General features: G+C 60.6%; 17 protein-coding genes. 7 read left to right on the forward strand and 10 right to left on the reverse strand.

Annotation, left to right across the window (positions count from 1 at the left end; translation table 11 throughout):
• The first annotated feature begins 35 nt into the window (after positions 1 to 35).
• Positions 36 to 1,553: a malonate--CoA ligase gene (locus ACZ9HU_RS03300; protein WP_476102273.1), complete on the forward strand. Its 1,518-nt coding sequence runs from the start codon at positions 36 to 38 to the stop codon at positions 1,551 to 1,553.
• 3 nt (positions 1,554 to 1,556) lie between these two features.
• On the opposite strand, the gene ACZ9HU_RS03305 is transcribed toward ACZ9HU_RS03300, so the two are convergent.
• The 4 genes from ACZ9HU_RS03305 to ACZ9HU_RS03320 all read right to left on the reverse strand — a co-directional run bounded on the left by ACZ9HU_RS03305 (position 1,557) and on the right by ACZ9HU_RS03320 (position 5,605).
• The gene (locus ACZ9HU_RS03305) at positions 1,557 to 2,915 is read right to left on the reverse strand and encodes a malonyl-CoA decarboxylase (RefSeq protein WP_476102275.1); all 1,359 of its coding nucleotides are present in this window, start codon (positions 2,913 to 2,915) and stop codon (positions 1,557 to 1,559) included.
• Positions 2,916 to 3,098: 183 nt separating this feature from the next.
• A complete protein-coding gene (locus tag ACZ9HU_RS03310; protein WP_476102277.1) occupies positions 3,099 to 3,878 on the reverse strand; it encodes a TIM barrel protein in 780 nt (259 codons plus the stop codon).
• A gap of 22 nt (positions 3,879 to 3,900) precedes the next feature.
• On the reverse strand, positions 3,901 to 5,310 hold the full coding sequence (locus ACZ9HU_RS03315) for an MFS transporter (protein WP_476102278.1): 1,410 nt from the start codon (positions 5,308 to 5,310) through the stop codon (positions 3,901 to 3,903).
• Position 5,311: 1 nt separating this feature from the next.
• Positions 5,312 to 5,605: a hypothetical protein gene (locus ACZ9HU_RS03320; RefSeq protein ID WP_476102280.1), complete on the reverse strand. Its 294-nt coding sequence runs from the start codon at positions 5,603 to 5,605 to the stop codon at positions 5,312 to 5,314.
• A gap of 57 nt (positions 5,606 to 5,662) precedes the next feature.
• Here ACZ9HU_RS03320 and ACZ9HU_RS03325 point away from each other — a divergent pair, with 57 nt between their 5' ends.
• Together ACZ9HU_RS03325 and ACZ9HU_RS03330 are read left to right on the forward strand one after the other, a co-directional pair.
• Positions 5,663 to 6,553: a LysR family transcriptional regulator gene (locus ACZ9HU_RS03325; protein WP_476102282.1), complete on the forward strand. Its 891-nt coding sequence runs from the start codon at positions 5,663 to 5,665 to the stop codon at positions 6,551 to 6,553.
• A gap of 90 nt (positions 6,554 to 6,643) precedes the next feature.
• Positions 6,644 to 8,887 carry an FdhF/YdeP family oxidoreductase gene (locus ACZ9HU_RS03330; RefSeq protein WP_476102284.1) on the forward strand — a complete coding sequence of 748 codons (2,244 nt, stop codon included), beginning with the start codon at positions 6,644 to 6,646 and terminating at the stop codon, positions 8,885 to 8,887.
• A 36-nt stretch (positions 8,888 to 8,923) separates the two neighbouring features.
• Here the strand turns inward: ACZ9HU_RS03330 and ACZ9HU_RS03335 are convergent, their stop codons facing one another.
• Positions 8,924 to 9,934: a sugar phosphate isomerase/epimerase family protein gene (locus tag ACZ9HU_RS03335; RefSeq protein ID WP_476102286.1), complete on the reverse strand. Its 1,011-nt coding sequence runs from the start codon at positions 9,932 to 9,934 to the stop codon at positions 8,924 to 8,926.
• Between the two features lie 19 nt (positions 9,935 to 9,953).
• The gene (locus ACZ9HU_RS03340) at positions 9,954 to 10,334 is read right to left on the reverse strand and encodes a C-glycoside deglycosidase beta subunit domain-containing protein (protein WP_476102288.1); all 381 of its coding nucleotides are present in this window, start codon (positions 10,332 to 10,334) and stop codon (positions 9,954 to 9,956) included.
• Between the two features lie 175 nt (positions 10,335 to 10,509).
• On the opposite strand from ACZ9HU_RS03340, the gene ACZ9HU_RS03345 reads away from it, so the two are divergent.
• A complete protein-coding gene (locus ACZ9HU_RS03345; RefSeq protein WP_476102290.1) occupies positions 10,510 to 12,129 on the forward strand; it encodes a GMC family oxidoreductase in 1,620 nt (539 codons plus the stop codon).
• Positions 12,130 to 12,169: 40 nt separating this feature from the next.
• Here ACZ9HU_RS03345 and ACZ9HU_RS03350 read toward each other — a convergent pair whose 3' ends face one another.
• On the reverse strand, positions 12,170 to 12,646 hold the full coding sequence (locus ACZ9HU_RS03350) for an Lrp/AsnC family transcriptional regulator (RefSeq protein WP_476102293.1): 477 nt from the start codon (positions 12,644 to 12,646) through the stop codon (positions 12,170 to 12,172).
• A 111-nt stretch (positions 12,647 to 12,757) separates the two neighbouring features.
• On the opposite strand from ACZ9HU_RS03350, the gene ACZ9HU_RS03355 reads away from it, so the two are divergent.
• Both ACZ9HU_RS03355 and ACZ9HU_RS03360 read left to right on the forward strand, forming a co-directional pair.
• On the forward strand, positions 12,758 to 13,714 hold the full coding sequence (locus tag ACZ9HU_RS03355) for a DMT family transporter (protein ID WP_476102295.1): 957 nt from the start codon (positions 12,758 to 12,760) through the stop codon (positions 13,712 to 13,714).
• Between the two features lie 97 nt (positions 13,715 to 13,811).
• Positions 13,812 to 14,765, forward strand: coding sequence for a sugar phosphate isomerase/epimerase family protein (locus ACZ9HU_RS03360; protein WP_476102297.1), 954 nt, complete (start codon positions 13,812 to 13,814; stop codon positions 14,763 to 14,765).
• A 40-nt stretch (positions 14,766 to 14,805) separates the two neighbouring features.
• Here the strand turns inward: ACZ9HU_RS03360 and ACZ9HU_RS03365 are convergent, their stop codons facing one another.
• The 3 genes from ACZ9HU_RS03365 to ACZ9HU_RS03375 all read right to left on the reverse strand — a co-directional run bounded on the left by ACZ9HU_RS03365 (position 14,806) and on the right by ACZ9HU_RS03375 (position 20,859).
• Positions 14,806 to 16,302 (reverse strand): carboxylesterase/lipase family protein, encoded by a 1,497-nt coding sequence (locus ACZ9HU_RS03365; RefSeq protein WP_476102299.1) that lies wholly within the window; start codon positions 16,300 to 16,302, stop codon positions 14,806 to 14,808.
• 4 nt (positions 16,303 to 16,306) lie between these two features.
• On the reverse strand, positions 16,307 to 18,520 hold the full coding sequence (locus ACZ9HU_RS03370; RefSeq protein ID WP_476102301.1) for a beta-glucosidase: 2,214 nt from the start codon (positions 18,518 to 18,520) through the stop codon (positions 16,307 to 16,309).
• 110 nt (positions 18,521 to 18,630) lie between these two features.
• Positions 18,631 to 20,859 (reverse strand): TonB-dependent receptor, encoded by a 2,229-nt coding sequence (locus tag ACZ9HU_RS03375; protein ID WP_476102303.1) that lies wholly within the window; start codon positions 20,857 to 20,859, stop codon positions 18,631 to 18,633.
• A gap of 451 nt (positions 20,860 to 21,310) precedes the next feature.
• On the opposite strand from ACZ9HU_RS03375, the gene ACZ9HU_RS03380 reads away from it, so the two are divergent.
• Positions 21,311 to 22,372 carry a LacI family DNA-binding transcriptional regulator gene (locus tag ACZ9HU_RS03380; protein WP_476102306.1) on the forward strand — a complete coding sequence of 354 codons (1,062 nt, stop codon included), beginning with the start codon at positions 21,311 to 21,313 and terminating at the stop codon, positions 22,370 to 22,372.
• Positions 22,373 to 22,436: the final 64 nt, after the last annotated feature.

Consider the following 22,436-nt stretch of genomic DNA (forward strand, 5'->3'; position numbering starts at 1 on the left):
TCACGGATTCCCAAAATCGGTTCAAGGGACATATCATGGCGCAAGACCTCTTCTCGATCTTTCACAACCGCAGCATCGCCGCGCCCGATGCGCCCTTTCTGATCCTGCCTGATGGCGGCGCGATTACCTATGCGCAAGCCGTGGCGCGCAGCGGCCAGATGGCCAACCTGTTCCGCGCCGCTGGCGTCAAGCCGGGCGACCGTATCGCGGTGCAGGTGGAAAAGAGCGCCGATGCGCTGCTGACCTATCTGGCGGCACTGCGGATCGGGGCGGTCTATCTGCCGCTCAACACCGCCTATACGGCGGCCGAGGTGCGCTTCTTCCTGTCTGACGCCACGCCCGCCCTGTTCATCCATCGCCCTGAGGATGAGGCCGCGATGGCCGCCCTTTGCGCTGACCTTGGCATTGCCGCGCGCCTGACGCTGGGCCAATCGGGTGAAGGCTCTTTGCCATCCGGCGCCGATGCGCAAAGCGCACAGGCCGATGTTCACCCTGTTGCGATGGATGATCTGGCCGCCATCCTCTATACATCGGGCACGACGGGCCGGTCCAAGGGCGCGATGCTGACACAGGGCAATCTGGCCTCCAATTCGGCCACGCTCAAGGATTACTGGCGTTTCAGTGAGGGTGACGTACTGCTCCACGCCCTGCCGATTTTTCATACGCATGGGCTGTTCGTCGCCACCAACATCACCATCACTGCGGGCAGCGCGATCATCCTGTGCCCCAAATTCGACGTGCGTGAACTGATCCGCCTGATGCCGCAGGCCACGGTGCTGATGGGCGTGCCCACCTTCTATTCGCGCCTGTTGAACGAGGCGGATTTCACCCGCGAACTGGTTGCCCATATGCGGCTGTTCGTATCGGGATCGGCCCCGCTTTCGGCCGAAACGCACAAGGAATTTTCCGCCCGGACTGGCCATGCCATTCTCGAACGCTATGGCATGACCGAAACCAACATGAACACCTCGAACCCCTATGACGGCGACCGGGTTCCGGGCAGCGTGGGCTTCCCCCTGCCCGGCGTTGAACTTCGCATCGCCAACCCTGAAACGGGCGAAAGCCTTCCGCAAGGCGAGGTGGGCGTCATTGAAGTGCGCGGGCCGAATGTGTTCAAGGGCTATTGGCAATTGCCCGAAAAGACCGCCGAGGAATTGCGCGAAAACGGCTTTTTCATCACCGGCGATCTGGGGGTGATTGATGAACGCGGCTATGTCTCGATCGTGGGCCGGGCCAAGGATCTGATAATCTGCGGCGGCTTTAACGTTTACCCGGCTGAGGTCGAGGCGCTGATCGATGCCATCCCCGGCATTGCCGAAAGCGCGGTCATCGGCATCCCGCACGCCGATATGGGCGAAGGCGTGGTGGCCGTGGTTCAGGCCCGCGATCCGGAACTGGACGAGGCCAAGGTGTTGGCCGCCATTGCGGGCGATCTGGCGCGGTTCAAACAACCGCGCCGGGTGATCTTCCTGCCCGAACTGCCGCGCAACACGATGGGCAAGATCCAGAAAAAAGCGCTGCGCGAAACCTACGCCGACTTGTTCAAAAAGTAAGCCTTACCCCGCCGCGCGCCATAATTTGCGCGGCGGGGCCAGCAATCCATTCATGCCCGCACTGGCGTTGACAACGCGGTGGCGGGCATAGGCGTTGTGGTTGCTCTCCACCGTATCCAGATCATAGAGATAATTGACCATCAGCCCATGGGATTGCGCCATGCCCCGCGCGCCGGTGTCCGCCATCCAGCATAGACGTTCAACCCGCGCGCCATTGCCGACATGGAAACGCGCCACCGGGTCGATCAACCGCCCCTCGCCATCCCTTTCACCCAGCAAATAACGCGCGCCCAACCGCATCAGTCCGGCGCGGCGCGGATCATGGACGTGCCATTCGCGCATTGGCTTGTCCTCCAATGCGGATTGCGCGGCCTCATCTCCATCGGCGGCGAGCTTTTTCAACCATCGCGCAAAGCCGGGAATGGGCGAGAGCGTGACATAGGTTTCAAGGCCGGGATATTCCGCGCCCAGATCCTCGACCACTTGTTTGATCAGGAATTGACCAAAGGAAATGCCCGCAAGACCCGCCTGACAATTGGAAATGGAATAGAACACGGCGACCTTGGCACGCGCGGGGTCCAATTCGTCGCGCCCCTGCGCCAGCAAGGACTGGATCGACGAGGGGATCGCATCGCACAGCGCCACCTCGACAAAAATCAGCGGTTCATCGCCAAGGGCAGGATGGAAAAAGCCGTAACAGCGCCGGTCCGACGGCAAAAGGCGCGCGCGCAATTCGTCCCAAGTGGCGATGGAATGCACCGCTTCATATCGGATGATGCGTTCCAGCAAATCAGCCGGGCTGGACCAGTCGATCCGCCGCATGACCAGAAAACCCCGGTTGAACCATGACCGCAAAAGATGCGCCATATCCTGATCCAGCACGCGCAGCGCGGGATCATCCTTGACAAAGCGCAGCACGTCGGCACGCATATTGACCAGCGCGCCCGTCGCCATCGGCGCTTGATTGAGGCGACGCAGCACCTCTTGTCGCGGCGCTTCGGCAAGGCGGGAAATGGCGGCCATACGCAAAGGCGTGGGGTCGGCGTCATAGGCCGCCATGGCGATGCGGATCGCCTGGGCATCGGGCGCGAAACCTTGCGCCAGATCACACAGAAACACGCGTCTATCCGCATCATCCAACCGCGCATAGGCCCCAAGAATATCCCCGGCGAGATGGACGCCCGAAGATTGGCTGCGCTCATCCAGCAATTGCTGGCACATGCCAATCAGCGCCTGTGGCCCCAATGCCGGTGAAACCTGCCCGATCACCGGGCGGGCGGCGGCCTGCGCCAGCCTGCGCAGCCGGCGAAACAGCGTTTCCAGCAGATCTTTGGCAGGGGCGGCACGATCAGAAGCCATCATGGGGCAAACCTTTGGCGAGAGTCGTTTTGGTGTGCGCAGTGTATATAAAATTGCCTCTTGGTATACATGAAAAAGATAAACTGTATTATACGTATATGCCGTCAGGCGCCATAACGAAGAAAGGCGCCCACCCTCTGGCCGAAACCAGAGGATGAACGCCTCTTCCCGTCCATGCGATAGAATTCAGATCGAGCGTGCCAGTTCCCGGATATAATCCAGCGCCTGAGCCGTGGATGCGACGGATGGATGGCATTCCACGCCAATGGCCCCATCATAACCAGCCTTGCGCAGCAGGCCCAGCATCGCGGCCCAATCAATGGCGCCGGTTCCCGGTTCGCCACGCCCCGGCGCGTCGGCAATCTGGACATGTTCGATGATATCAATGTGGCGGACGATCTGAACGGCGGGATCTTCGCCTTCGACAACGGAATGATAGAGGTCATAGAGCAAACGGACCTGCGGCGCATCCACCGCCTTGATCACATCCACCGCATCGACCGTCTGGCTGAACAGCACGCCGGGATGATCGACCCGCGTGTTCACCGGTTCCAGCATCGCCACGACGCCCAATTCCTGCGCAATCGGCACGATGCCCGCGACGGCTTCGGCCACAATCGCCAATTGAACGGCGCGTTTCATATAAGGGACGCCCGGCCCCGAACCCACAACCACGCGATGACAGCCCAGCGCCAGCGCTCCTTCGGCCGCCCGGCGGAACAGGTCGCGGAAACCGGCATGGGTTTCCCTTTCAATCAACCGCGTGCGCGGATCGGCCAACACCGAGATCATCGAGACGCCGTGATCGCCCAAAGCCCGCGCCAAGGACGCCGTATCGCGCCCCTCGGTCGTGAACATTTCCGCCTTCCGAAACCCGGCGGCGGCGGCGGCGGCGACCCGATCCTCCAACCGCTCGCCCGCTTCCTGAAACATATATTCGAGATTGACCGAAAGCTCGAAAGCCATTGCAAAACCTTTCTTTGAATAATCAGAACAAGCGCGCGGGCAGGCGCAGCGCCAGCAGCACACAAACCGCCAACATCGCATCAATGGCGCAGGTCGCCGCCATCGCCGGATAGGCACAGGCCCCGCTCCACGCGAAATAGAGGCTGCCCACCAAAGCCACGCCCAAGGCGCTGCCCAATTGCTGGGCGGTCTTGAGCAGGGCGCTGGCCGCGCCCGCATGGTCACGGTCCACGCGCGAAACAACGATCGGGCCGATACACCCCGTCGTCATCCCCATCCCCGCGCCGGTCAGCACCAAGAGCGCGGCAATCAAGGCCCAGGGCCATTGCGCCACCGTCGCGCCAAACAGCACCGCGGCGCAGGCAGGCAGCATCACTCCCGCACCGATCACCAGCACCCAACGACCAAGGCGCGGCAGGAAATTGCGGCTCATCACCCCGATCCCGAACATCGCGCCAAGTCCGTAAGGCATGTGCAAAAGGCCGGTGAAAAGCGGCGTTTGTCCGCGTTCCGTCTGAAGCGCAAAGGCAAAGACCAGCAAAAACCCGGCCCCCGCAGCACCGAATACAACCGCCAGCGCCAGCCCTTGGCGAAAGGTGGGAATGGTAAAGAGCGCAGGATCAAACAGCGCGGAACGCCCCGCTCTCACCCGGCGTCCGACATGACGCCACGCCGCCATGCCCAGAGGCAAGACCGCCAACAACGTTATGAAATGCCCCGCCCCGCGCCCCGCTTCACCCGCGCCGATCAAGGGCCAGAACAATGCCGCCATGGCCAGCGCAAAAAGAACCATGCCGCCAAGATCAAATCCCGCAGGCCGCCGCGAGCGCGCCTCTGGCAAAAACACCAGTCCGGCAATCACCGCCCCAAGCCCCACCGGCAGGTTGATCAAAAACACCACCCGCCAGCCCAGTTCAAACAGGTTCGCTTCAATCAGCATGCCGCCCAGAACAGGCCCGGCAATGGCAGCCAGCCCGCCGATAATGCCAAACATCGCCATGCGCGAAACCCGTTCCAGCGGGCTGAACAGGATCTGGACCAGAGCCAGAGATTGCGGCGCCATGATCGCCCCGGTTGCGCCCTGCAACAGGCGGGCGGCAACCAGTTGCGCGCCCGTTGCGGCCAATCCGCAGGCCCCGGAGGCCAGCGTGAAACCGACGACACCGACAATAAACATCCGCCGATAGCCGTAGGAATCCCCCATACGCCCGCCCGCCATCAACAACAGGGCAAACGCCAGAGAATAGCCCGCCACGATCCATTGGGACGCCTGCGTATCGGCCCCCAGACTGGCCTTGATCGCAGGAAGGGCGGTGTTGACGATCGTCATGTCGACGATTTCCAGAACCAGCGCGATGATCAACGTGAACAGCGCCAGCGTCTTTTGCCGGGCCGACAATTGGGCTCCGCTGCCATATTGCTGTGCCGCCATTTCAGGTCTCCATGCTGCCGACTTTGGGCGACTGCTTTTGTTTTGCGTTTGCCGGACGAATGAACGCGGCCACTGGGCAGAAACGATCCTTCGCTATGCCGGCGGTCAGTCGGAAGGCGGTCTCCCCCGATCCCACGGCAAACATCTCTCTCCTGCAATTTGCGATTGTTGCCCCGGAACGCCGCTGAATCGCTAAATTTGAGCAAAGTTTATCGTTATCAATCGTCGCGTCGTCAAGAATTAAAATTCTAATTTTGTCATGATCGCCGTTAGGAAGCCGATCGTTGGAGCGCATAGACCGAGAACCGCAATCCGGTTAATTGATAGACTATCGCTATTGAAAGGCTCAATTATGAACCTGCGGACGTTGCGCTACTTTGTGACACTGGCGCGGGAACAGCATTTCGCCCGCGCCGCGGAAATATGCGGCATCACCCAACCCTCGCTCTCCGTTGCTCTGTCCGCGCTGGAGGAGGAATTGGGCAAAAGGCTGGTCGAACGTGACCGGCGCTTTGTCGGCCTGACCGAACATGGGCGCGCGCTTTTGCCGTGGGCACAACAGATTGTGGCGGCCCAGGAAGGCATGTTCCAATCCCTGTCCGGGCTGGACGGCGGCCTGCGCGGGGAATTGCGGTTGGGAGTCATCCCCGCCGCCATGGCTCTGATCGGGCCGGTTTGTAAGGCGCTGACCGACAGGCATCCTCATACCACACTCTCCATCCGCTCGCTCAGCGCCGACGAAATCGCCGATGGTCTGGCCGCGTTTGAACTGGACGCGGGGGTTTCCTATGCCGATGATACGGCCACATCCGGCATGATCAGCGTGGATTTACAGGAAGATCGCTTCATCTTCGCCTGTGCCCGTAACGCCGCGATCCGCGCCATGCCCATGATGAGTTGGCGCGATGCCGCCGCGCATCCGCTCTGCCTGCTGCATCCGGGCATGCAAAACCGCCGGATCATCGATGCATGTTTCGCGTGGCACGGGGTCACCGTGACACCGCGCATCACCGCCGACACTTTCGTGGCCCTGATGGCCACCATCGAAACCGGCAGTTTCGCCACGATCATTCCCGAAAGCCACCGCAATCTGCTGCGCGGGCTGGAATGGGCGCGCTTTATCCCGATGGAACCCATGCCTGATATCAGCCGCGTCGTCCTGATCACGCCCGATCGCACGCCGATCAGCGAAATGGCGCAGGCCATCCTGATGGCGGCCCGCAAGGTGGCAGGGCATAATTGATAGGCAATCCCTATCAAACATCACCTTTTCCAATTTGCTCCTTTTCGCAAATGCGCGAATGCCAAATGCATCAGGCAAGGCAGGCGCAAGATGAGCAAGCAGATCGACGGCATCGGCGAATATACAGGTCCGGCGGGCGGATGGGGGGCGCTGGCGGCGGTTGCCCGCACGGTCCGTACCCAGATGAAGGCCAGCACCGACACCCGCGCCCTTTTACAGATGAACCAACCCGACGGGTTCGATTGCCCCGGTTGCGCATGGCCCGACCCGAAACACACGTCCTCCTTCGAATTCTGCGAAAACGGCGCGAAGGCTGTGACATGGGAGGCGACCGTCAAACGCGTCGATCCCGATTTCTTCGCCCGCCATTCGGCCAGCGAACTTTGGACGTGGAGCGATCATCAGCTTGAGGACGCAGGACGCCTGACCGCCCCCTTGCGCTATGATCCCGACAGTGATCATTTCGTTCCCATCGGCTGGGACGAAGCCTTTGCCCGCGCCGGGGCCTCGCTGCGCGCGCTCGACCATCCCGACATGGCCGAATTCTATTGCTCGGGCCGTGCATCGAACGAGGCGGCTTTCCTCTATCAACTCTTTGCCCGCGCCTTTGGCACCAACAATTTCCCCGATTGTTCAAACATGTGCCACGAGGCCACCAGCATGGGCCTGCCCGTTTCCATCGGCATCGGCAAAGGCACGGTCACGCTGGAGGATTTTGACAAGGCCGATGCGATTTTCTGTATCGGACACAATCCGGGCACGAACCACCCGCGCATGCTTTCCACCCTTGCCGCGGCATCCAAACGCGGGGTGCCCATCATCGTCGCCAATCCCATGCGCGAACGCGGGCTGGAACGGTTCAAATCGCCCCAACACATGACCGAGATGCTTTCGCCCCATGCCACGCCTTTGGCATCGGCCTATCATCAGGTGGCGATTGGCGGCGATCTGGCGATGCTCAAAGGCATCATGAAGGCGCTGTTTGCGATGGAGGACAAAAGTGGCGACATTCTGGACCACGCCTTTATCGCGCAGCACACGCAGGGCTTCGATGCGCTGAGGGCCGATATTGATGCGGCATCATGGGTTTGGATCGAGGCGTCATCGGGCCTGTCACGTGATGCAATGGAAAGCATGGCCGAGACTTATGCCCACGCGCAAAAGGTCATCATCTGTTACGGCATGGGCATCACCCAGCATCGCCATGGCACGCAAAACGTTCAGGCAATTGCCAACCTGCTGCTGCTGCGCGGCAATTTCGGGCGTCCGGGCGCGGGCATCTGCCCCCTTCGCGGGCACAGCAATGTTCAGGGCGACCGCACCGTTGGCATCACCGAATTGCCGGCAGAGGATATGCTTGCGCAGCTGGACGCCGCCTTTGGCATCCGGTCCCCGCGCAAACATGGACATAATGCGGTCGAGGCTCTGACCGCCATGCGCGAGGGGCGCTCAAAGGCGCTGATCGCGCTGGGCGGTAATCTGGCCGTGGCCATGCCCGATCCCGACGCCTGTTTCGCGGCGGTGCGGGGGCTGGACCTTTCGGTACAGATCCTGACCAAGTTCAACCGCACCTGTTTGCTGACGGCACGCGAAACGCTGGTCCTGCCCTGCCTTGGCCGCACCGAACTCGACCTTCAGGCCAGCGGGCCGCAATGGGTCACGGTCGAGGACAGTATGTCGATGGTCCATGCCTCACGCGGAAAGCTGACCCCGCCGGGGCCGTTGGTGATGTCGGAACCGGCCATCGTCGCGGGTCTGGCCAAGGCGGCACTGGATGCCGAACACATCGATTGGGATGGCATGGTCGGCCATTACGACCTGATCCGCGACAAGATCGAGGAGGTCTATCCCGATTTCCACGACTTCAACCGCCGCGTGCGTGAACCCGGCGGCTTCAGCCTGACCGTCGGTCCCCGCCAGCGCGTCTGGAACACGCCCAGCGGCAAGGCGCAATTCATCACCCATCCTCATACCGAAACGACGCAGGCCCGCCCGCTTCTGCTCACCACAATCCGCAGTCATGATCAGTATAATACGACGATCTATAGTCTGGACGACCGCTATCGCGGGGTAACCGGGCGGCGCGACGTCATTTTTGCCAATGAGGTCGATCTGCACATGCTGGGCCTGAACCATGGCGACCGGGTCGATGTGACCACCGCCACGGGGCGCGTGCTGAAGGGTTTTACCATCGTGCGGCATGCCATCGCACGCGGATCGCTGGCGGCCTATTACCCCGAAGCCAATTGCCTTGTCCCGCTCGAGGATTTCGATCCGGTCAGTGGGACGCCTGCTTATAAATCGATCCCGGTATCGCTTAAACCGGCGGCGTGATGTCGGCGGAGCGATGAACCCCGCCGACATGGTTTTTTATGCGGCCACAGGCGCCTGAGCCAGAATGCGGCGGCACATTTCCTGATGGCGGCGCACCTGTTCAAAGGCGTCGGTGGTGCAATAGGCATGGCCTTCCCATTCCGACACGATCGTGCCGGTGAACCCGCCGTCGCGGAACAGCGGCAGAATGTCCTCATAGGGGATGGCTTCTTCAACGCCCTCGTCGCTCACGCCATAGAACTTGCCGTGGATGTGGATCGTGCGATCCACCATTTCGGCCCAGCTCTTGGGGTCATTGTTCGACAGGATGAAGAAGGAGAGCGTGCAGGCCTGAAGATGGGCCTGTTCATAGCCCTTCTCCTGCGCAATTTCGCGCAGCTTGCCGGCCTTAACATAGGACGGACCATCTTCGGCCCAGATTTCCTTGGTGATCTCGATCAAGGCCTCGGGCGTCCCGATTTCACGCGCGGCGTCCAGCAGGCTGGGCGGAATGGCGCGGGCGGTGCCGCCAAAGTCCGGAATCCAGCCCAGTGCGGGCGAGTTGAGCTTTTCATACATCTCGCGATATTCCAGCACCGCCGGATGGCGGGCCCACATCGGGGCGTGAACTTCCACGCCCATGCGGATGTCCAAATCCTCGCAGAAGGGCGCGAGTTCGGGCAGGAGGTGTGCGGGCAGCGCGAATTGCGAACGCGCAATCGAAAAGCCCAGCTTCTTGGCGCTGCGCAATTGACGTTTGTGATATTCGACCAGCGTGGCGTCATCGATCGGCTGTTGGCCGGGTTTCAGGAAACGGTCAGAATTGATCGCGCAGGACACCGGATTGAGGCCCGTTTCGGCAATCAGATCCTTGAAATAGGACGCGAAATCGTCCGACACATCGGGGAATTCCTTAAAGCTCTGAAAGCCGATGATTTCGATGTTCGGCCCCAGATTGCGACTGGCCACTTCGCGCAGCAGCGTGTCCAGTTCGAACTGGCGGGTCAGCCATTCATTGGTGAAGGAATACAGCGTTACGCCCATCTGCGGGCCGGTGGAGGCAGTCATTATGGCAACTCCTGTCGGATCAGTTGACGCGCAGCGTGGCGGTTTGCGGGTTCACGCGCTTCATACCCGGAATATAGGGCGGGTTCACATGCAGCAGCAGCGAGACTTCATGCTCGCTCTCAACCGCCAGTTCGACGCCGGGCAGAACCAGAAACGCACTGTCGCGCACGAACCAGAACGCATTGGTCTGCTCGCCGATTTTGCTCAGAGGGAAACTGGAATCGTCAAATTCCACCATCGCGTCCGACAGGTCGACCGGCGCGCCATCCAGCGTCACCCCCGCCACTTCCACCGTCGAAAACGGCAAGGAACGGTACCAGGGCAAACGCATGGCCAACCGCGCCCCACGCGGGGTTGCGGTTAACCCCTCCTCACCGATGATTCGTTCAACAGGCAGCATCGCGTACTCTCCCTTTTGGCTGATATTCCGGGCGGCGCCCTGATTGGGATGGCCGCGCTCCTTGATAGATTAGAATTCATCTTCTAAATGAGGCTTGACAGAGGGTCAAGCTCCGTGCTGAAGAAAAAAGAACGATGATTCTATTATAGGTTGAGAGAATCGAACGGGGATGCAGATGGCCAGTTTCGACTATATTATTGTGGGCGCAGGCTCGGCAGGCTGCGTGCTGGCCAACCGGTTGAGCGCCGATCCCCGTCATCACGTCCTGTTGATCGAAGAAGGCGGCGACAATCAGCATCCCTTCATCAAAATGGCGGGCGGCTTTGTCAAAATCATGGGCAAACCCGATTATTTCCGCGCCTATCCCGTGGTACAGCAACCCGGCCGCCGCAAGGAAATGCAAGCCTATGGACGGGGCCTTGGCGGTTCTTCGGCCATCAACGGCACATGGTATCTGCCCGGTCAGCCCGGCGACTATAATGACTGGGTCGCGCGCGGCCTTTCCGGCTGGGGCTGGGACGACATCAGCCGCTGTATCAAGGGTTTTGAATCCTATCGCGCGCCCGGCGGCCATGAAGGTCGTGGCCGCGATGGTGAATTGCAGATCACGCCATCGACCTATCACTCCCCTGTGTTCGACGCCATCGCACAGGCCGCCGCATCACTTGGCGCGCCGTGGACCGATGACATCACCGCACCCGGCAAGCCCGCCGCAGGACGAACCCAATATACCGTCGGCCGCAATGGCCAGCGCGCATCAGCCTATGAAGCCTTTGTCGCCCCGGTCCGCCATCGCCCCAATCTGACCGTCCTGACCAATAATCCGGTAAAGCGGGTGGTGATCGAAAATGGCCGCGCCACGGGCATCATTGTCGAACGCGACGGCGCCGATGTCACCATGGCGGCGCGCGGCGAAGTGATCGTGTCGGCGGGCGTTTATGGTTCGCCGCAAATGTTGCAATTGTCGGGCGTCGGGCCGGGGGCGGATCTGCAACGATTGGGAATTTCTGTTCAGGCCGAATTGCCGATGGTCGGGCGCAATCTGTTCGACCATCAAAAGATGGGCATTTCCTATGACCTGCACAACAATCCGGGCACGAACCGGGAATATGTCTCACCGCGCCTCTATTTCAACGCCTTGCGCTATTTCCTGACACGCAGCGGACCGTTGGCGCGGGTGGGCCTGCCCATCACCGTGCTGCTGCCTTCGCAGGGTACAGCGCCCGAATGGCCCGATTTTCAATTGGCCGCCGCCGCTTTTGCCATGCGCACGGTGCAGGAAATGACCGAAAAGCCCGGCAGCCCGATCAGCGATCGCCCCGGCATCACTTTCTCGGCCTATCACCTGCGTCCACGCAGCCGTGGGCATATTATCGTCACCTCGCCCGATTTTCGTGTCTCCCCCACGGTTGATCCGGCGATCTGGTCCGATCCCTTTGATCAGGAGAAGGCCATCGAATTGTTCCACCTCCTGCGCCGTTTTGCCGGGGCAGAGGCGCTGGCCCCCTATGTCGGGAACGAACGTGTGCCTGGCAACCATATCCAGAACGAGGCCGAATTGATCGACGCCGTGCGCGCCATGGCCGAACCGGGCCTGCATGGCATGGGCACCTGCGCAATGGGCACGGACCGGGCCACATCGGTCACCGATGCGCGGTGCCGGGTGCATGGCGTTGATGGGCTTCGCGTGGTCGATTGCTCGATCATGCCCTCGCCGGTTTCGGGCAATACCAATGGGCCCGCCATGGCCGTCGGCGCCCGCGCATCGGAACTCATTTTGCAGGACGCACGGTAAATCCGGGCTGGCCGCATCGGGTCTCTCCCCCGGTGCGGCCTTAATCCAGAGGCAGGCTCATACCCGCCTTGACCCGGTCCAGCGCGACCAGTGTCCGAAACCTTTCAACCAGATCGCTTTCAGAAAACAAACGCCGGGTCAGCGCCTCATAGGCGCGCATATCCTGACTGATGATGATCAGAACAAAGCTGATGCCGCCTGTGACGTAATAACATTGCTGAACCTCCGGCGCGGCGCGAAACAGCGCCTTGGCGGCGTCCACGGTGGCGGCGCGTTCGTCGCGCAAATGTACCTCGACAATCGCCGTGATCGGCAAGGCCAGCGCATCGGGATCTATCTGCGCGACATGGGCGGCGATCACGCCCACCTCCTCCATCGCGGCAATCCGCCTTTGCACCGCCGCGGCGGACAGATTGACCGCCTCGGCAATTTCGCGCTGGGGGCGTTTATTGTCGTGCTGAATGATCTTCAGGATCGCCAGATCGAAACTGTCGAGTGCGCGAGGCGATTTACCCATCACCTTGCTCTTTTACGAGTATTTGTTGCATTTATCCGCCCATATTTGCGCCAACAACCCGGCATGACGATGATATATCTCACACCATCCCTTATGGCGAGAATGATCACCATGCAGATTGCCCAAAACACCCCGGCCCCTCGCGGCCTATCATGGTTGGGCGTTGCATGCGGCGTGGGGGCGGGCGCGCTTTGGGGACTGGTGTTTCTGGCGCCCGAACTGACCGGCATGTTTCGGCCGCTCGAACTTACCATCGGTCGCTATGTCGCCTATGGCTTGATGGCCTTGGTGGCCGTGGCGCCGCGCTTGCCACGGTTGCTGCGGCATATTGGATGGGATGGTTTGCTGGCGCTGATCTGGCTCTCTCTGGCGGGCAATACGGTCTATTATTTCCTGCTTTCCGCGGCGGTACAGATGGGCGGCATTGCCATGACATCGCTGATCATCGGATTTCTGCCCGTCGCGGTAACGATCATCGGCAGCCGGGATCATGACGCGGTGCCCTTGGCGCGGTTGCTGCCATCATTGCTGCTCTGCGCCGGTGGAGGATTGTGCATCGGGTGGCAAGCGGTGCAGCAGGCCAACGCAACCCATTCGCTTGATCAGTTGTTGGGCATGGCCTGCGCGGTGGGCGCGCTGATCTGCTGGACCGCCTATGCGGTGGGCAATGCACGCTGGCTGTTGCGCTTGCACGGGATCAGCGCGCAGGACTGGAACCTGTTGATCGGCGTCATGACCGGGGCGCAGGCGCTGTGTCTGGTGCCTCTGGCGCTGGCCGCGGGCATTGCGCCCCATTCCGGCGCGGAATGGGCGCGCTATCTGGCGGTATCCTTGGGCGTGGCCCTGCTGGCCTCCATCGCGGGCAATGCTTTGTGGAACCGGATGAGCCGTCTTTTGCCACTGACGCTGGTGGGGCAAATGATCCTGTTCGAAACACTCTTTGCGCTGCTCTATGGTTTTTTGTGGGAGGGGCGCTGGCCGACCTTGGGCGAGGTCGCGGCCTTTACCCTGTTGGTGGCCAGTATATCGGCCTGCCTTGCCGCGCATCGGGGGCACATCACCAGCTAAATCTTGCGCGCAATAACGAATGCGACTTGACCAAGGGGGGAATTGTGGAGGAACTAAAGAGAACTTGAAAACGATACCAAAATGGAGGACCTGAAACATGGACAGACGCCGTTTCATCGCACAAACGGGCGCCATGGCCGCGCTTTTCACCGCGTCGCCGGCCTTTTCCGCAACAAAGCCCAAGCTGATCGGCATTCAGTTATGGACTGTGGCCAAACTGCTAGCGCAGGATTTTGAAAAGACCATCGCGATGTTGGCCGGTCTTGGTTACCGCGAATTGGAAATGTACGGCCCCTATGATTTCAGCGACGAGCGCAACAAGAAAAGCTGGGCCGCCGTCACCCCCGCGCTGGGCTTTTCGGGTAGCGGTTTCTTTGGCCGCAGCGCGTCGCAGGTCAAATCCGTCATGGATCGCCACGGGCTGAAAGTGCCCTCGCTCCACACCGACATTTACACGCTGCAAACCGGCATGGGCAAATTGGCCGAGGCCGCGCATACGCTGGGTTCGACTTATGTCACCCTGCCCTCGCTGCCCGCCGAAATGCGCAAAAACCTTGATGATTACAAGCGCGCCGCCGATCTGTTCAACAAGATCGGTCAGGATGCGCTGCGCCACGGGGTCCGCTTTGGCTATCACAACCACGGCTATGGGCTCAGCCCGGTCGATGGCAAAATTCCGCTGCGCACCATGCTCGACGCCACCGATCCCAAATCGGTTTTCCTTGAACTGGACGTCTATTGGAACTTTGCGGGCGGCGGCGATCCCAAGGAATATCTGGCGCGTTACAAGGGCCGCTACAAGATGGTCCACCTGAAGGACATGAAGGGCGTCCATCATTTCAAAGGCGACGGCGGCAACTCCGACGAATGGATCGACCTGTTCCCCTTCCTCACCTATCTGGGCGATGGCGATCTGGATATGGCCGGGATCATCAAAGCGGCCGAAGCATCGGGCGTCGAACATTACTTCGTCGAACAGGACCGCGCCGAAGACCTGATGGTGGCCATCAAGGGCAGCGCCGATTTCCTGAAAAAGAACGGTTTCCGTTGATACAAAATGGGGCGCCGGTTTGATCCGGCGCCCCTGTATTTTACCCGCCGATCCTGCGGGCGGTGAAATCCAGCCGCGCGGTATAGGGATCATCGACATGGGCCGCGCCTTTACCGTCAATCAACTGCAACGTGGTCGTTGTCGCCGTCGTCTGCGGCCAGGCCGGAACGCCCGAAGCATCAGGCTTGCCGGTCTTGACGAAATTCACCCAATAGCGATGCGTCAGGCTGGCCACCGGCTGCTCTTCGGCAATCGGCGCATCACCCTTGCGCGCGAGCACCGTATCGAAAACATAGGGCAATTCGCTGGCATGCGCGGCCCCGCCAATGGCCGCCGCCATGGATGGCACGGCATAGCCAAAGCGATAGAGCCACACCTTCTGTCCGCGTGCCGCCATCAAACGTGCAACGTGGCGCGCCGGTTCGATGAACATCTGATCCGCGCTTATGCCCATGGCGATATGGCCCGCTGGCTTGGTTCCATCGGGATCATAGACCTTGCGCGCAGCATCAGCATCGGGGCCGAACTGAGCAAAGACCTTGTCCTTATCCGTACCAAAGGCAAACCCGTCCGCCGAATTGGCGCCCACAATCACCGGCACATCGGCCGTCAGTCCCGCCGCAATCGCATCATCGGGAGCGCCAAGGATCGTGCGCCCGTCGACCATCGGGCCGGAATAGCCCTTCTGGCCCATCGACATCATCGAAAGGTCGCCCGTCACTTTGGCCTCAGGCAAGGCGCGCAATTGCGCCGCGGTCAGTCCAGGGGCAAATTCTGCCCCCACCCGCGCTGCCTTCGCCATCGTAGGTTGCGGCATGGTGCCATTGCGCCCGCCGCCGCTTTCAATCACCACCTGATTGAACAAGCCGCGCGCCAGAGGCGATTGGAGCAGCATATGCATGCTCATCCCGCCCGCGCTTTCACCAAACACGGTCACACGTGAAGGATCACCGCCGAATTTGGCGACATTGGCCCGCACCCATTTCAGCGCCTCGATCTGATCAAGGAAACCGAAATTGCCCCCCAACCCTTCGGCGGCCAGCCCCGGATGGGCAAAGAAGCCAAAGCGGCCAAGACGATAATTGAGGCTGACAAAGACTACGCCGTCACGCGCGAAATTCTGTCCCGAATAGACGCCCGGCGACGAACCGCCATTCACAAAACCGCCGCCATGTATCCACACCATCACCGGCAACTTGTCCCCGGCCTTGACCGAGGCGGGTTTCCACACGTTGAGATAGAGGCAATCCTCCGAAGGTGTGGTGGTGATGGGCGCCGCATCGGGCGGAAACGGCGCCTGCGCGCAATCATGGCCATAGGCGCTGCCGTCACGCACCCCCTTCCACGCCACAACCGGTTGCGGCGCGCGCCAACGGTTCGCGCCCGTGGGCGACGCGGCATAGGGGATGCCCTTGAAGGCCGTCACGCCTTCCGAGGTCACGCCCGAAACCGCGCCGCCTGTTACGGCGACGCTTTCGGCATGAAGGGATGCGGTGGTCGTCATAAGCGCTGCGGCCATCAACCATGATGAACGCATCGGCTTAATCCTTCCAGGTTTTGGCGGCAATCTTGGTCGTGACCGGCGTGCCCAGATGTTCCGCATCCTGCCCCAGCGCAAAGCTGTACTGACCGCCCTTCAGGCTCCAACCCTTGTCGGTCCAGTCGGACAGAATGCGCGGGTCAATGGTCAGCGTGACCGGCTTGCTTTCGCCCGCCTTCAACTCGACACGGGCAAAACCGGCAAGACGCTGCTTGGCCTCTCCACCACGCGAGGTCAGGTAAAGCTGGGCAACATAAGCGCCTTCGCGTGCGCCGGTGTTCTTGACCGTAAAGCTGGCCGATAGACCCTTCACGCTCAGACCATCAGCGGCAAAGCTGGTATAGCTAAGGCCATGGCCGAAGGGGAACAACGCCTTTTCACCCTTGCGCGCGAACCAGCGATAGCCGACATCGGAACCTTCGATATTGTAATTGGCCAGCAATTTGGTGTCGGGCGTGGGCGGGTCACCGGCAAAATTGGTTTCCAGATCCCAATAGCCATCCACCACCGGACGCGGCAATTGCGAGGCGCGGGCCGGGAAAGTGATCGGCAGACGGCCCGACGGGTTGGTTTCACCAAACAGCACGCTGGCAATGGCGTCGCCGCCACGGCTGCCGCCATACCATGCCTCGACCACGGCGGGCACCTTGTCCAGCCAGGGCATGTCCACCGGGTTGCCGGTTTCCAGCACGACGATCGTGCGCGGATTGGCGGCTGCCACCGCCGCGATCAGCGCGTCCTGACCATTGGGCAGGCTGAAATCGGCGTGGTCCTGTCCTTCGGTTGACCATTTGGTGGCAAAGACGATGGCGACATCGGCCTTCTTGGCCTGATCCACCGCATCGGCGATGACCGTGCCGTCGCGATAGGTCACATTGGCGTCCTTGGCCTGCGCCTTGATCGATGTCAGAGGGGCAACACCATGATAATGCTGGCTAAAGAAAGCGGCCCACGGACCATCTCCGCCCAGCGGGACGACCGCCTTTGGCCCGCCTTCTGGGTCGGTCTGGCTGGACCCACCACCCGACAGCACGCCCGAGGCAGCATAGCCGCCAATCACCGCAATGCGCTTGGCATTCTTGGCCAAGGGCAGCAGGTTGCCATTGTTCTTGAGCAGAACGATGCCCTGCTTTTCCGCCTCCAGCGCCACTTCGCCATTCTTGACAAAATCGATCTTGACGCCCGGCTTGGCGTCATTCTTGTCCAGATTGGTGGCGTAGATCGCGGTCAACACGCGGCGGTTCATGTCATCAAGACGCGCCGCCCATTTGGGATCGGCCTTGGCCTTGGCGGCCAGATCGTCGGTGAAGAAAACCTTGGGGTCGAGTTCGGCGCCCGACTGCTGATCCAGCCCGTGGATCGCGGTGTCGAGCGAAGGCACCGCGCCCCAGTCGGACATGACAAAACCCTTCCAGCGCCAGTCCTTTTTCAGCACCGTATTGAGCAGATAGTCATTGTCGCAGGCATTGGCACCATTAACGCGGTTATAGGCGCACATCACCGAAAGGGGCTGGCCCTGTTCGATGCCGATCTTAAAGGCCAGCAGGTCGCTTTCGCGCGCATTGGCGTCGGTGATCTGGATATCGACGAATTTGCGTCCGGTTTCCTGACCGTTCAGCGCAAAATGCTTGATGGTCGAGATGATGCCATTCGACTGAATGCCGCGAATGGCCGCACCCACCAGCATGCCCGACAGCAGCGGGTCTTCGGAAAGATATTCAAACGTGCGCCCGTTGCGCGGATCGCGGGTCAAATTGACGCCGCCCGCCAGCAGCACGTTAAAGCCCTTGGCGCGCGCCTCGGACCCAATCATCGCCCCGCCCTGTTCCAGCAGGGCCGGGTTCCACGAGGCCGCCTGTGCCAGCCCCGAAGGCAGCGCGGTAGAGCCGTCCTTGCGCGCACCGCCAACATAGGACACGCCCAGCGACGCGTCGGTTTCCTTCAAGGCGGGAACGCCCAGACGGGGGATACCTGCAATATAGCCTGCACCGGGAATCGCCCCTTCCGGGGGCTTGGCCGGATTGGGACCAAACGGCAAAGGCATGATACCATGGGTAAGGATCGTCTTTTCCTCACCCTTCATCGCCTTGACCGTGGCAGCCGCCCGCGCATCGGCGGCAGCGACATCGGCGGCCGTAGGAGCAGCAGCATGGGCCATGGTCGATCCGATCGCGATGATCGCCACGCCTGCGAGACATTGAAACTGAATTTTCATGGTCTTCTCCTGCCACTCCATGGGCCAGTGCATCAAAATTTCCTGAAATCAGCCGCAAGCCGGATAGTTGGCTTGCGGCTGATCCCTAACATACAAGCTTCAGATTTTTCTTAGAACTTCATCCCCGCACGAACGCCAAAAGTGCGCGGATCTTCAAACACGGCCGTCCCGGCAAAGGACGACGTCGGCGTCGTACCGGTCGCGCCGGTCAGCACAATGCGGTTTTCCAGGTTCTTGCCGAAGGCGCCGACATAATACTTCTTGTCGGGCGAGTTATAGGTGATCGAAATATCGGTCTTGCTGTAACCCGGCTGACGGAAGAAAAGGCCATTGCCAACGTCGGTCAGCGCATAGCTGGCCGAAACGCGGGTGCGAGCGTTCAGGACCACTTCGCCGCCATTGGCCAGCGGCTGGTTATAGGTATAGCCCAGAGCGACCACCGACTTGGGGCTGCGGTTCAATTGCAGCCCTGCAAAATTGGCATTCGCCCCGTTGATCGGCGGGGTGTAATTGCCATAACGCGCGTCAAGGAAAGTCACCATCGCATCAAACGTGTGGTTCTTGGCCGGGCGCAACACGGCTTCGAGTTCCACGCCGTCAACCTTGGCCGTGGCGGCGTTGGCCGTCACCTGGCAGGGGCCGCCGCAGACGTTCTGCACCGACGACACCTGAAGGCCGTTATAGTCGTAGTGGAAATAGTTGCCGTTAAAGCGCAGCACGTTGTCAGGCGTGTGGACCTTGAAGCCGGCTTCATAGGCAGTCAGCGTTTCGGGCGCATAATAGAGTGCCGATGCAGGCAGGGCGCAACCCGTGCCGGTGCCGATTTCGCAACCGTCGTTGAAACCGCCAGCCTTGTAGCCGGTGGCGACGCTGCCATAGAGCAGGCCGATGCCGGGCAGGTCATAGTCCACGCCCACACGCCACGTCGTCTTGCTGAAATTGCGGCTTGCGTTGTTGGTCTGGAACGTGGTGCGCGCGCCGGTCAGCAGGTTGTCATTGACGGTGGCGCCCACGCGGCTCTTGTCGTCGCTGGAATAACGAACGCCGGCCGTCAGCTTCAGATTGTCGGTGAAATTATACGACCCCTGGGCAAAGGCGCCCTTGGTGACGGCCTTGGTCGGATCCTGCGGGAAACCAAACCGGCTGTTGGGGCCGAAGAAGTCGAGGATGAAGAAGGCGATGCCCGACTGTTCCTTGAAATAGTAACCGCCGGCCTGAATAAAGATCGGCCCCTTTTTGAAAGCCAGACGCGCTTCATGGCTGGTCTGCCAATAGCTGCCGGTAAAGGTCGTGCGGTTGCCTGCACCCGCCGTGCTGGCCGAATAGAGCGAGCCCAGCGAATAGCGATCCATCGTGCGATACGAACCCAGATAGGTCGCCGTCAGCGAATCGCTGACGTTCCAGTCGACCTGGCCCATCACGCCAGCGCCCTTGTTGTGGTTCTTGCCCTGCCACTGTTCGGCAAAGTTGCTGCTGCGCAGCGCCGTGGCAGAAGCGTTGACGTTATAGGTCGGTGTGACCATCACGCCGGGCGTGGCCCCGCCCACGGTGCTGGTAAAGAAGTTGGTGATTGGCACCGAATTGACGCCGTAACCATCGTCGAGCGAATAGTCACCCTTGACCAGAACCTTGAGGTTCGGGGTCGCCTCCCACAGCGCCGACAGGCGGGCGGCGAAAACGTCCTTGAACGGACCCCAGCTGAACTTGTCGGTCGAGGTCTTGTTCACGAAAGTGTCGCGGCGGTCATAGTTGACAGCGGCGCGCAGGGCGAAGGTTTCCGTAACCGGAACGTTCACCGTGGCGGTGGCGTTAACGTGGTTGAAGCTTTCGTACATCGTGTCGACCGACGCGCCAAACTTGTGCTTGGGCGATGCGGTGATCACATTGACCACGCCAGCCGTGGTGTTGCGGCCATACAGCGTGCCTTGCGGACCGCGCAGAACTTCCACGCGTTCGACGTCAAAGAAGCTGACTTCCTGGGCCTGCGGACGGGCCAGATAGATGCCGTCGGCCAGAAATGCCGCCGAAGGGTCGCCCTTTTCGGTGCCGTCGGTGCTGGTCACGCCGCGGATGGTGATCTGAAGGCCGTTGCCGCGCACGATCGACACGTTGGGAACAGAGTCCGCCAACTGGGTCGTGTTGGTGATGCCCTTTTGCACCAGCTGATCACCGCTGACGGCCGTCATGGCGATCGGCGTTTTGGACAGCAGGGTCTCGGTACGGGTGGCGGTAACGATAATATCGCCGTCGCTGGTTACCTGGGTGGTTTGAGCATAAGCCTGCGATCCCGCGGTCAGCGCCATAGCTGACGCAACGCCCAAAAAGACGTTTTTCTTCATAGTCCCTCTCCATGTTTGAAAACGATCTTGTGTCGCTTCGCCTATCTTGATCCATCGTTCAGACATCGCTGTCAAGCGTGTCTGAATATTGCCCCCAAACTGTTGCGCAGTGAGCACAGGGGTTTTAACGGTTCAATTTATTACATTGTTTTTTATCAGAAAAATATGTCGCAAAATGCACAAGGTGTATCGTCGACCCCATTTTCGGTCTGGCGGATTTGTCGAAATGCATTGCTATTCACGCTAACTTTTGTGATCGATTACATGCTGCATTTGCACCTCGCAATCGCAGCGCACAGATAAATGGCGCCGGAGCGAATCCCCTCATGGCCGCTTGACATTCAAGTCAACGCACCCACAACCAGATGAAGACAAGAAGAACAGAACGACGGCCATCCGTCAGCCTCGATCTGGGGGTATTTGACTGTCTTGGCCGGATCTGGAAAATGAAATGACCGATACATCTGATCGCCCCGCCCCGCGCCCCCCCCATACCGGCCAACATGCCACCATGGCCGATGTCGCCAAAATAGCCGGGGTTGCGCTCAAGAGCGTTTCGCGGGTCATCAATAACGAACCCTATGTCTCGGCCGCCTTGCGGGAAAAAGTTCAGGCCGCGATCGCCCAGCTCAATTACGTGCCTGATACCGCGGCACGCTCGCTGGCCGGCACGCGCAGTTTCACAATCAGCGTGCTGTTCGACAATCCCAGCCCCAATTACACGATGAAGGTTCTGGGCGGCGCCTATCGGGCATGCCTTGCGCGGCAATACCATCTGCGCATCGACTCCATCGATACGACTGCCGATGCGACGACGCTTTACACCCAACTGGATGCCATTTTCCGTAACGCGCGATGCGACGGCTTTGTCCTGACTCCGCCGATCAGCGATGATCCGCGTGTTCTGGATGAGTTGGAACGCTATGGCGCGCGTTATGCCCGCCTGGCTCCGGTGCTGGATGCCGGGCGATCCATGTCGGTCACCATCAATGACGAGGCCGCCGCCGCCCATGTTGCCGATTTGCTCTACAAACATGGGCATCGGCGTATCGGTCTGGTCAATGGTCCCGAACAACATGGCGCAGCGCACACACGCCGCGTCGGTTTCATCAACCGGCTGCGCGCGATCGATCCGGATGTCGTGATAACCGAAGCGATGGGTGGCTTTGCCTTTGAAATGGGCATCCAAGCCGGGCGCGAACTTTTGACGGCGGCGCAACGCCCAACGGCCATTTTTGCCGCCAATGACGATTCGGCCGCAGGTGTTATGGCCGCCTGCAATCAGCTTGGCCTTTTGGTGCCCAAAGATGTTTCGATCTGCGGCTTTGACGACAGTTGGGTGGCGCGCACGACATGGCCCTATTTGACCACGGTTTATCAACCCATCGAGGCGATGGCCGAAACGGCAGCGCTCATGCTGATTGACCGCAAGGAAAATGATGAAGGCAACAACGGCTCTGAACTGGGTTTTGAGCTGATATTGCGGGATTCGGTCGGCCCTGCTCCGGCCTGAGGCCAGCCTCGTCACCCCACCTTCGAATATTCAAACCTTATGATAATTCGCGATTATTCCATCG

The organism is Novosphingobium sp. Sphag1I, from assembly GCF_056279125.1.

Excerpts from the sequence above, each read along its gene's own strand:
- ACZ9HU_RS03370 (WP_476102301.1), bottom strand. The coding sequence starts at position 18,520 with ATGAAAATTCAGTTTCAATGTCTCGCAGGCGTGGCGATCATCGCGATC.
- ACZ9HU_RS03355 (WP_476102295.1), top strand. The coding sequence starts at position 12,758 with ATGCAGATTGCCCAAAACACCCCGGCCCCTCGCGGCCTATCATGGTTG.
- ACZ9HU_RS03305 (WP_476102275.1), bottom strand. The coding sequence starts at position 2,915 with ATGATGGCTTCTGATCGTGCCGCCCCTGCCAAAGATCTGCTGGAAACG.
- ACZ9HU_RS03365 (WP_476102299.1), bottom strand. The coding sequence starts at position 16,302 with ATGCGTTCATCATGGTTGATGGCCGCAGCGCTTATGACGACCACCGCA.
- ACZ9HU_RS03330 (WP_476102284.1), top strand. The coding sequence starts at position 6,644 with ATGAGCAAGCAGATCGACGGCATCGGCGAATATACAGGTCCGGCGGGC.
- ACZ9HU_RS03300 (WP_476102273.1), top strand. The coding sequence starts at position 36 with ATGGCGCAAGACCTCTTCTCGATCTTTCACAACCGCAGCATCGCCGCG.
- ACZ9HU_RS03320 (WP_476102280.1), bottom strand. The coding sequence starts at position 5,605 with ATGCGCTCCAACGATCGGCTTCCTAACGGCGATCATGACAAAATTAGA.
- ACZ9HU_RS03380 (WP_476102306.1), top strand. The coding sequence starts at position 21,311 with ATGACCGATACATCTGATCGCCCCGCCCCGCGCCCCCCCCATACCGGC.
- ACZ9HU_RS03310 (WP_476102277.1), bottom strand. The coding sequence starts at position 3,878 with ATGGCTTTCGAGCTTTCGGTCAATCTCGAATATATGTTTCAGGAAGCG.
- ACZ9HU_RS03315 (WP_476102278.1), bottom strand. The coding sequence starts at position 5,310 with ATGGCGGCACAGCAATATGGCAGCGGAGCCCAATTGTCGGCCCGGCAA.
- ACZ9HU_RS03350 (WP_476102293.1), bottom strand. The coding sequence starts at position 12,646 with ATGGGTAAATCGCCTCGCGCACTCGACAGTTTCGATCTGGCGATCCTG.
- ACZ9HU_RS03345 (WP_476102290.1), top strand. The coding sequence starts at position 10,510 with ATGGCCAGTTTCGACTATATTATTGTGGGCGCAGGCTCGGCAGGCTGC.
- ACZ9HU_RS03360 (WP_476102297.1), top strand. The coding sequence starts at position 13,812 with ATGGACAGACGCCGTTTCATCGCACAAACGGGCGCCATGGCCGCGCTT.
- ACZ9HU_RS03340 (WP_476102288.1), bottom strand. The coding sequence starts at position 10,334 with ATGCTGCCTGTTGAACGAATCATCGGTGAGGAGGGGTTAACCGCAACC.
- ACZ9HU_RS03375 (WP_476102303.1), bottom strand. The coding sequence starts at position 20,859 with ATGAAGAAAAACGTCTTTTTGGGCGTTGCGTCAGCTATGGCGCTGACC.
- ACZ9HU_RS03325 (WP_476102282.1), top strand. The coding sequence starts at position 5,663 with ATGAACCTGCGGACGTTGCGCTACTTTGTGACACTGGCGCGGGAACAG.
- ACZ9HU_RS03335 (WP_476102286.1), bottom strand. The coding sequence starts at position 9,934 with ATGACTGCCTCCACCGGCCCGCAGATGGGCGTAACGCTGTATTCCTTC.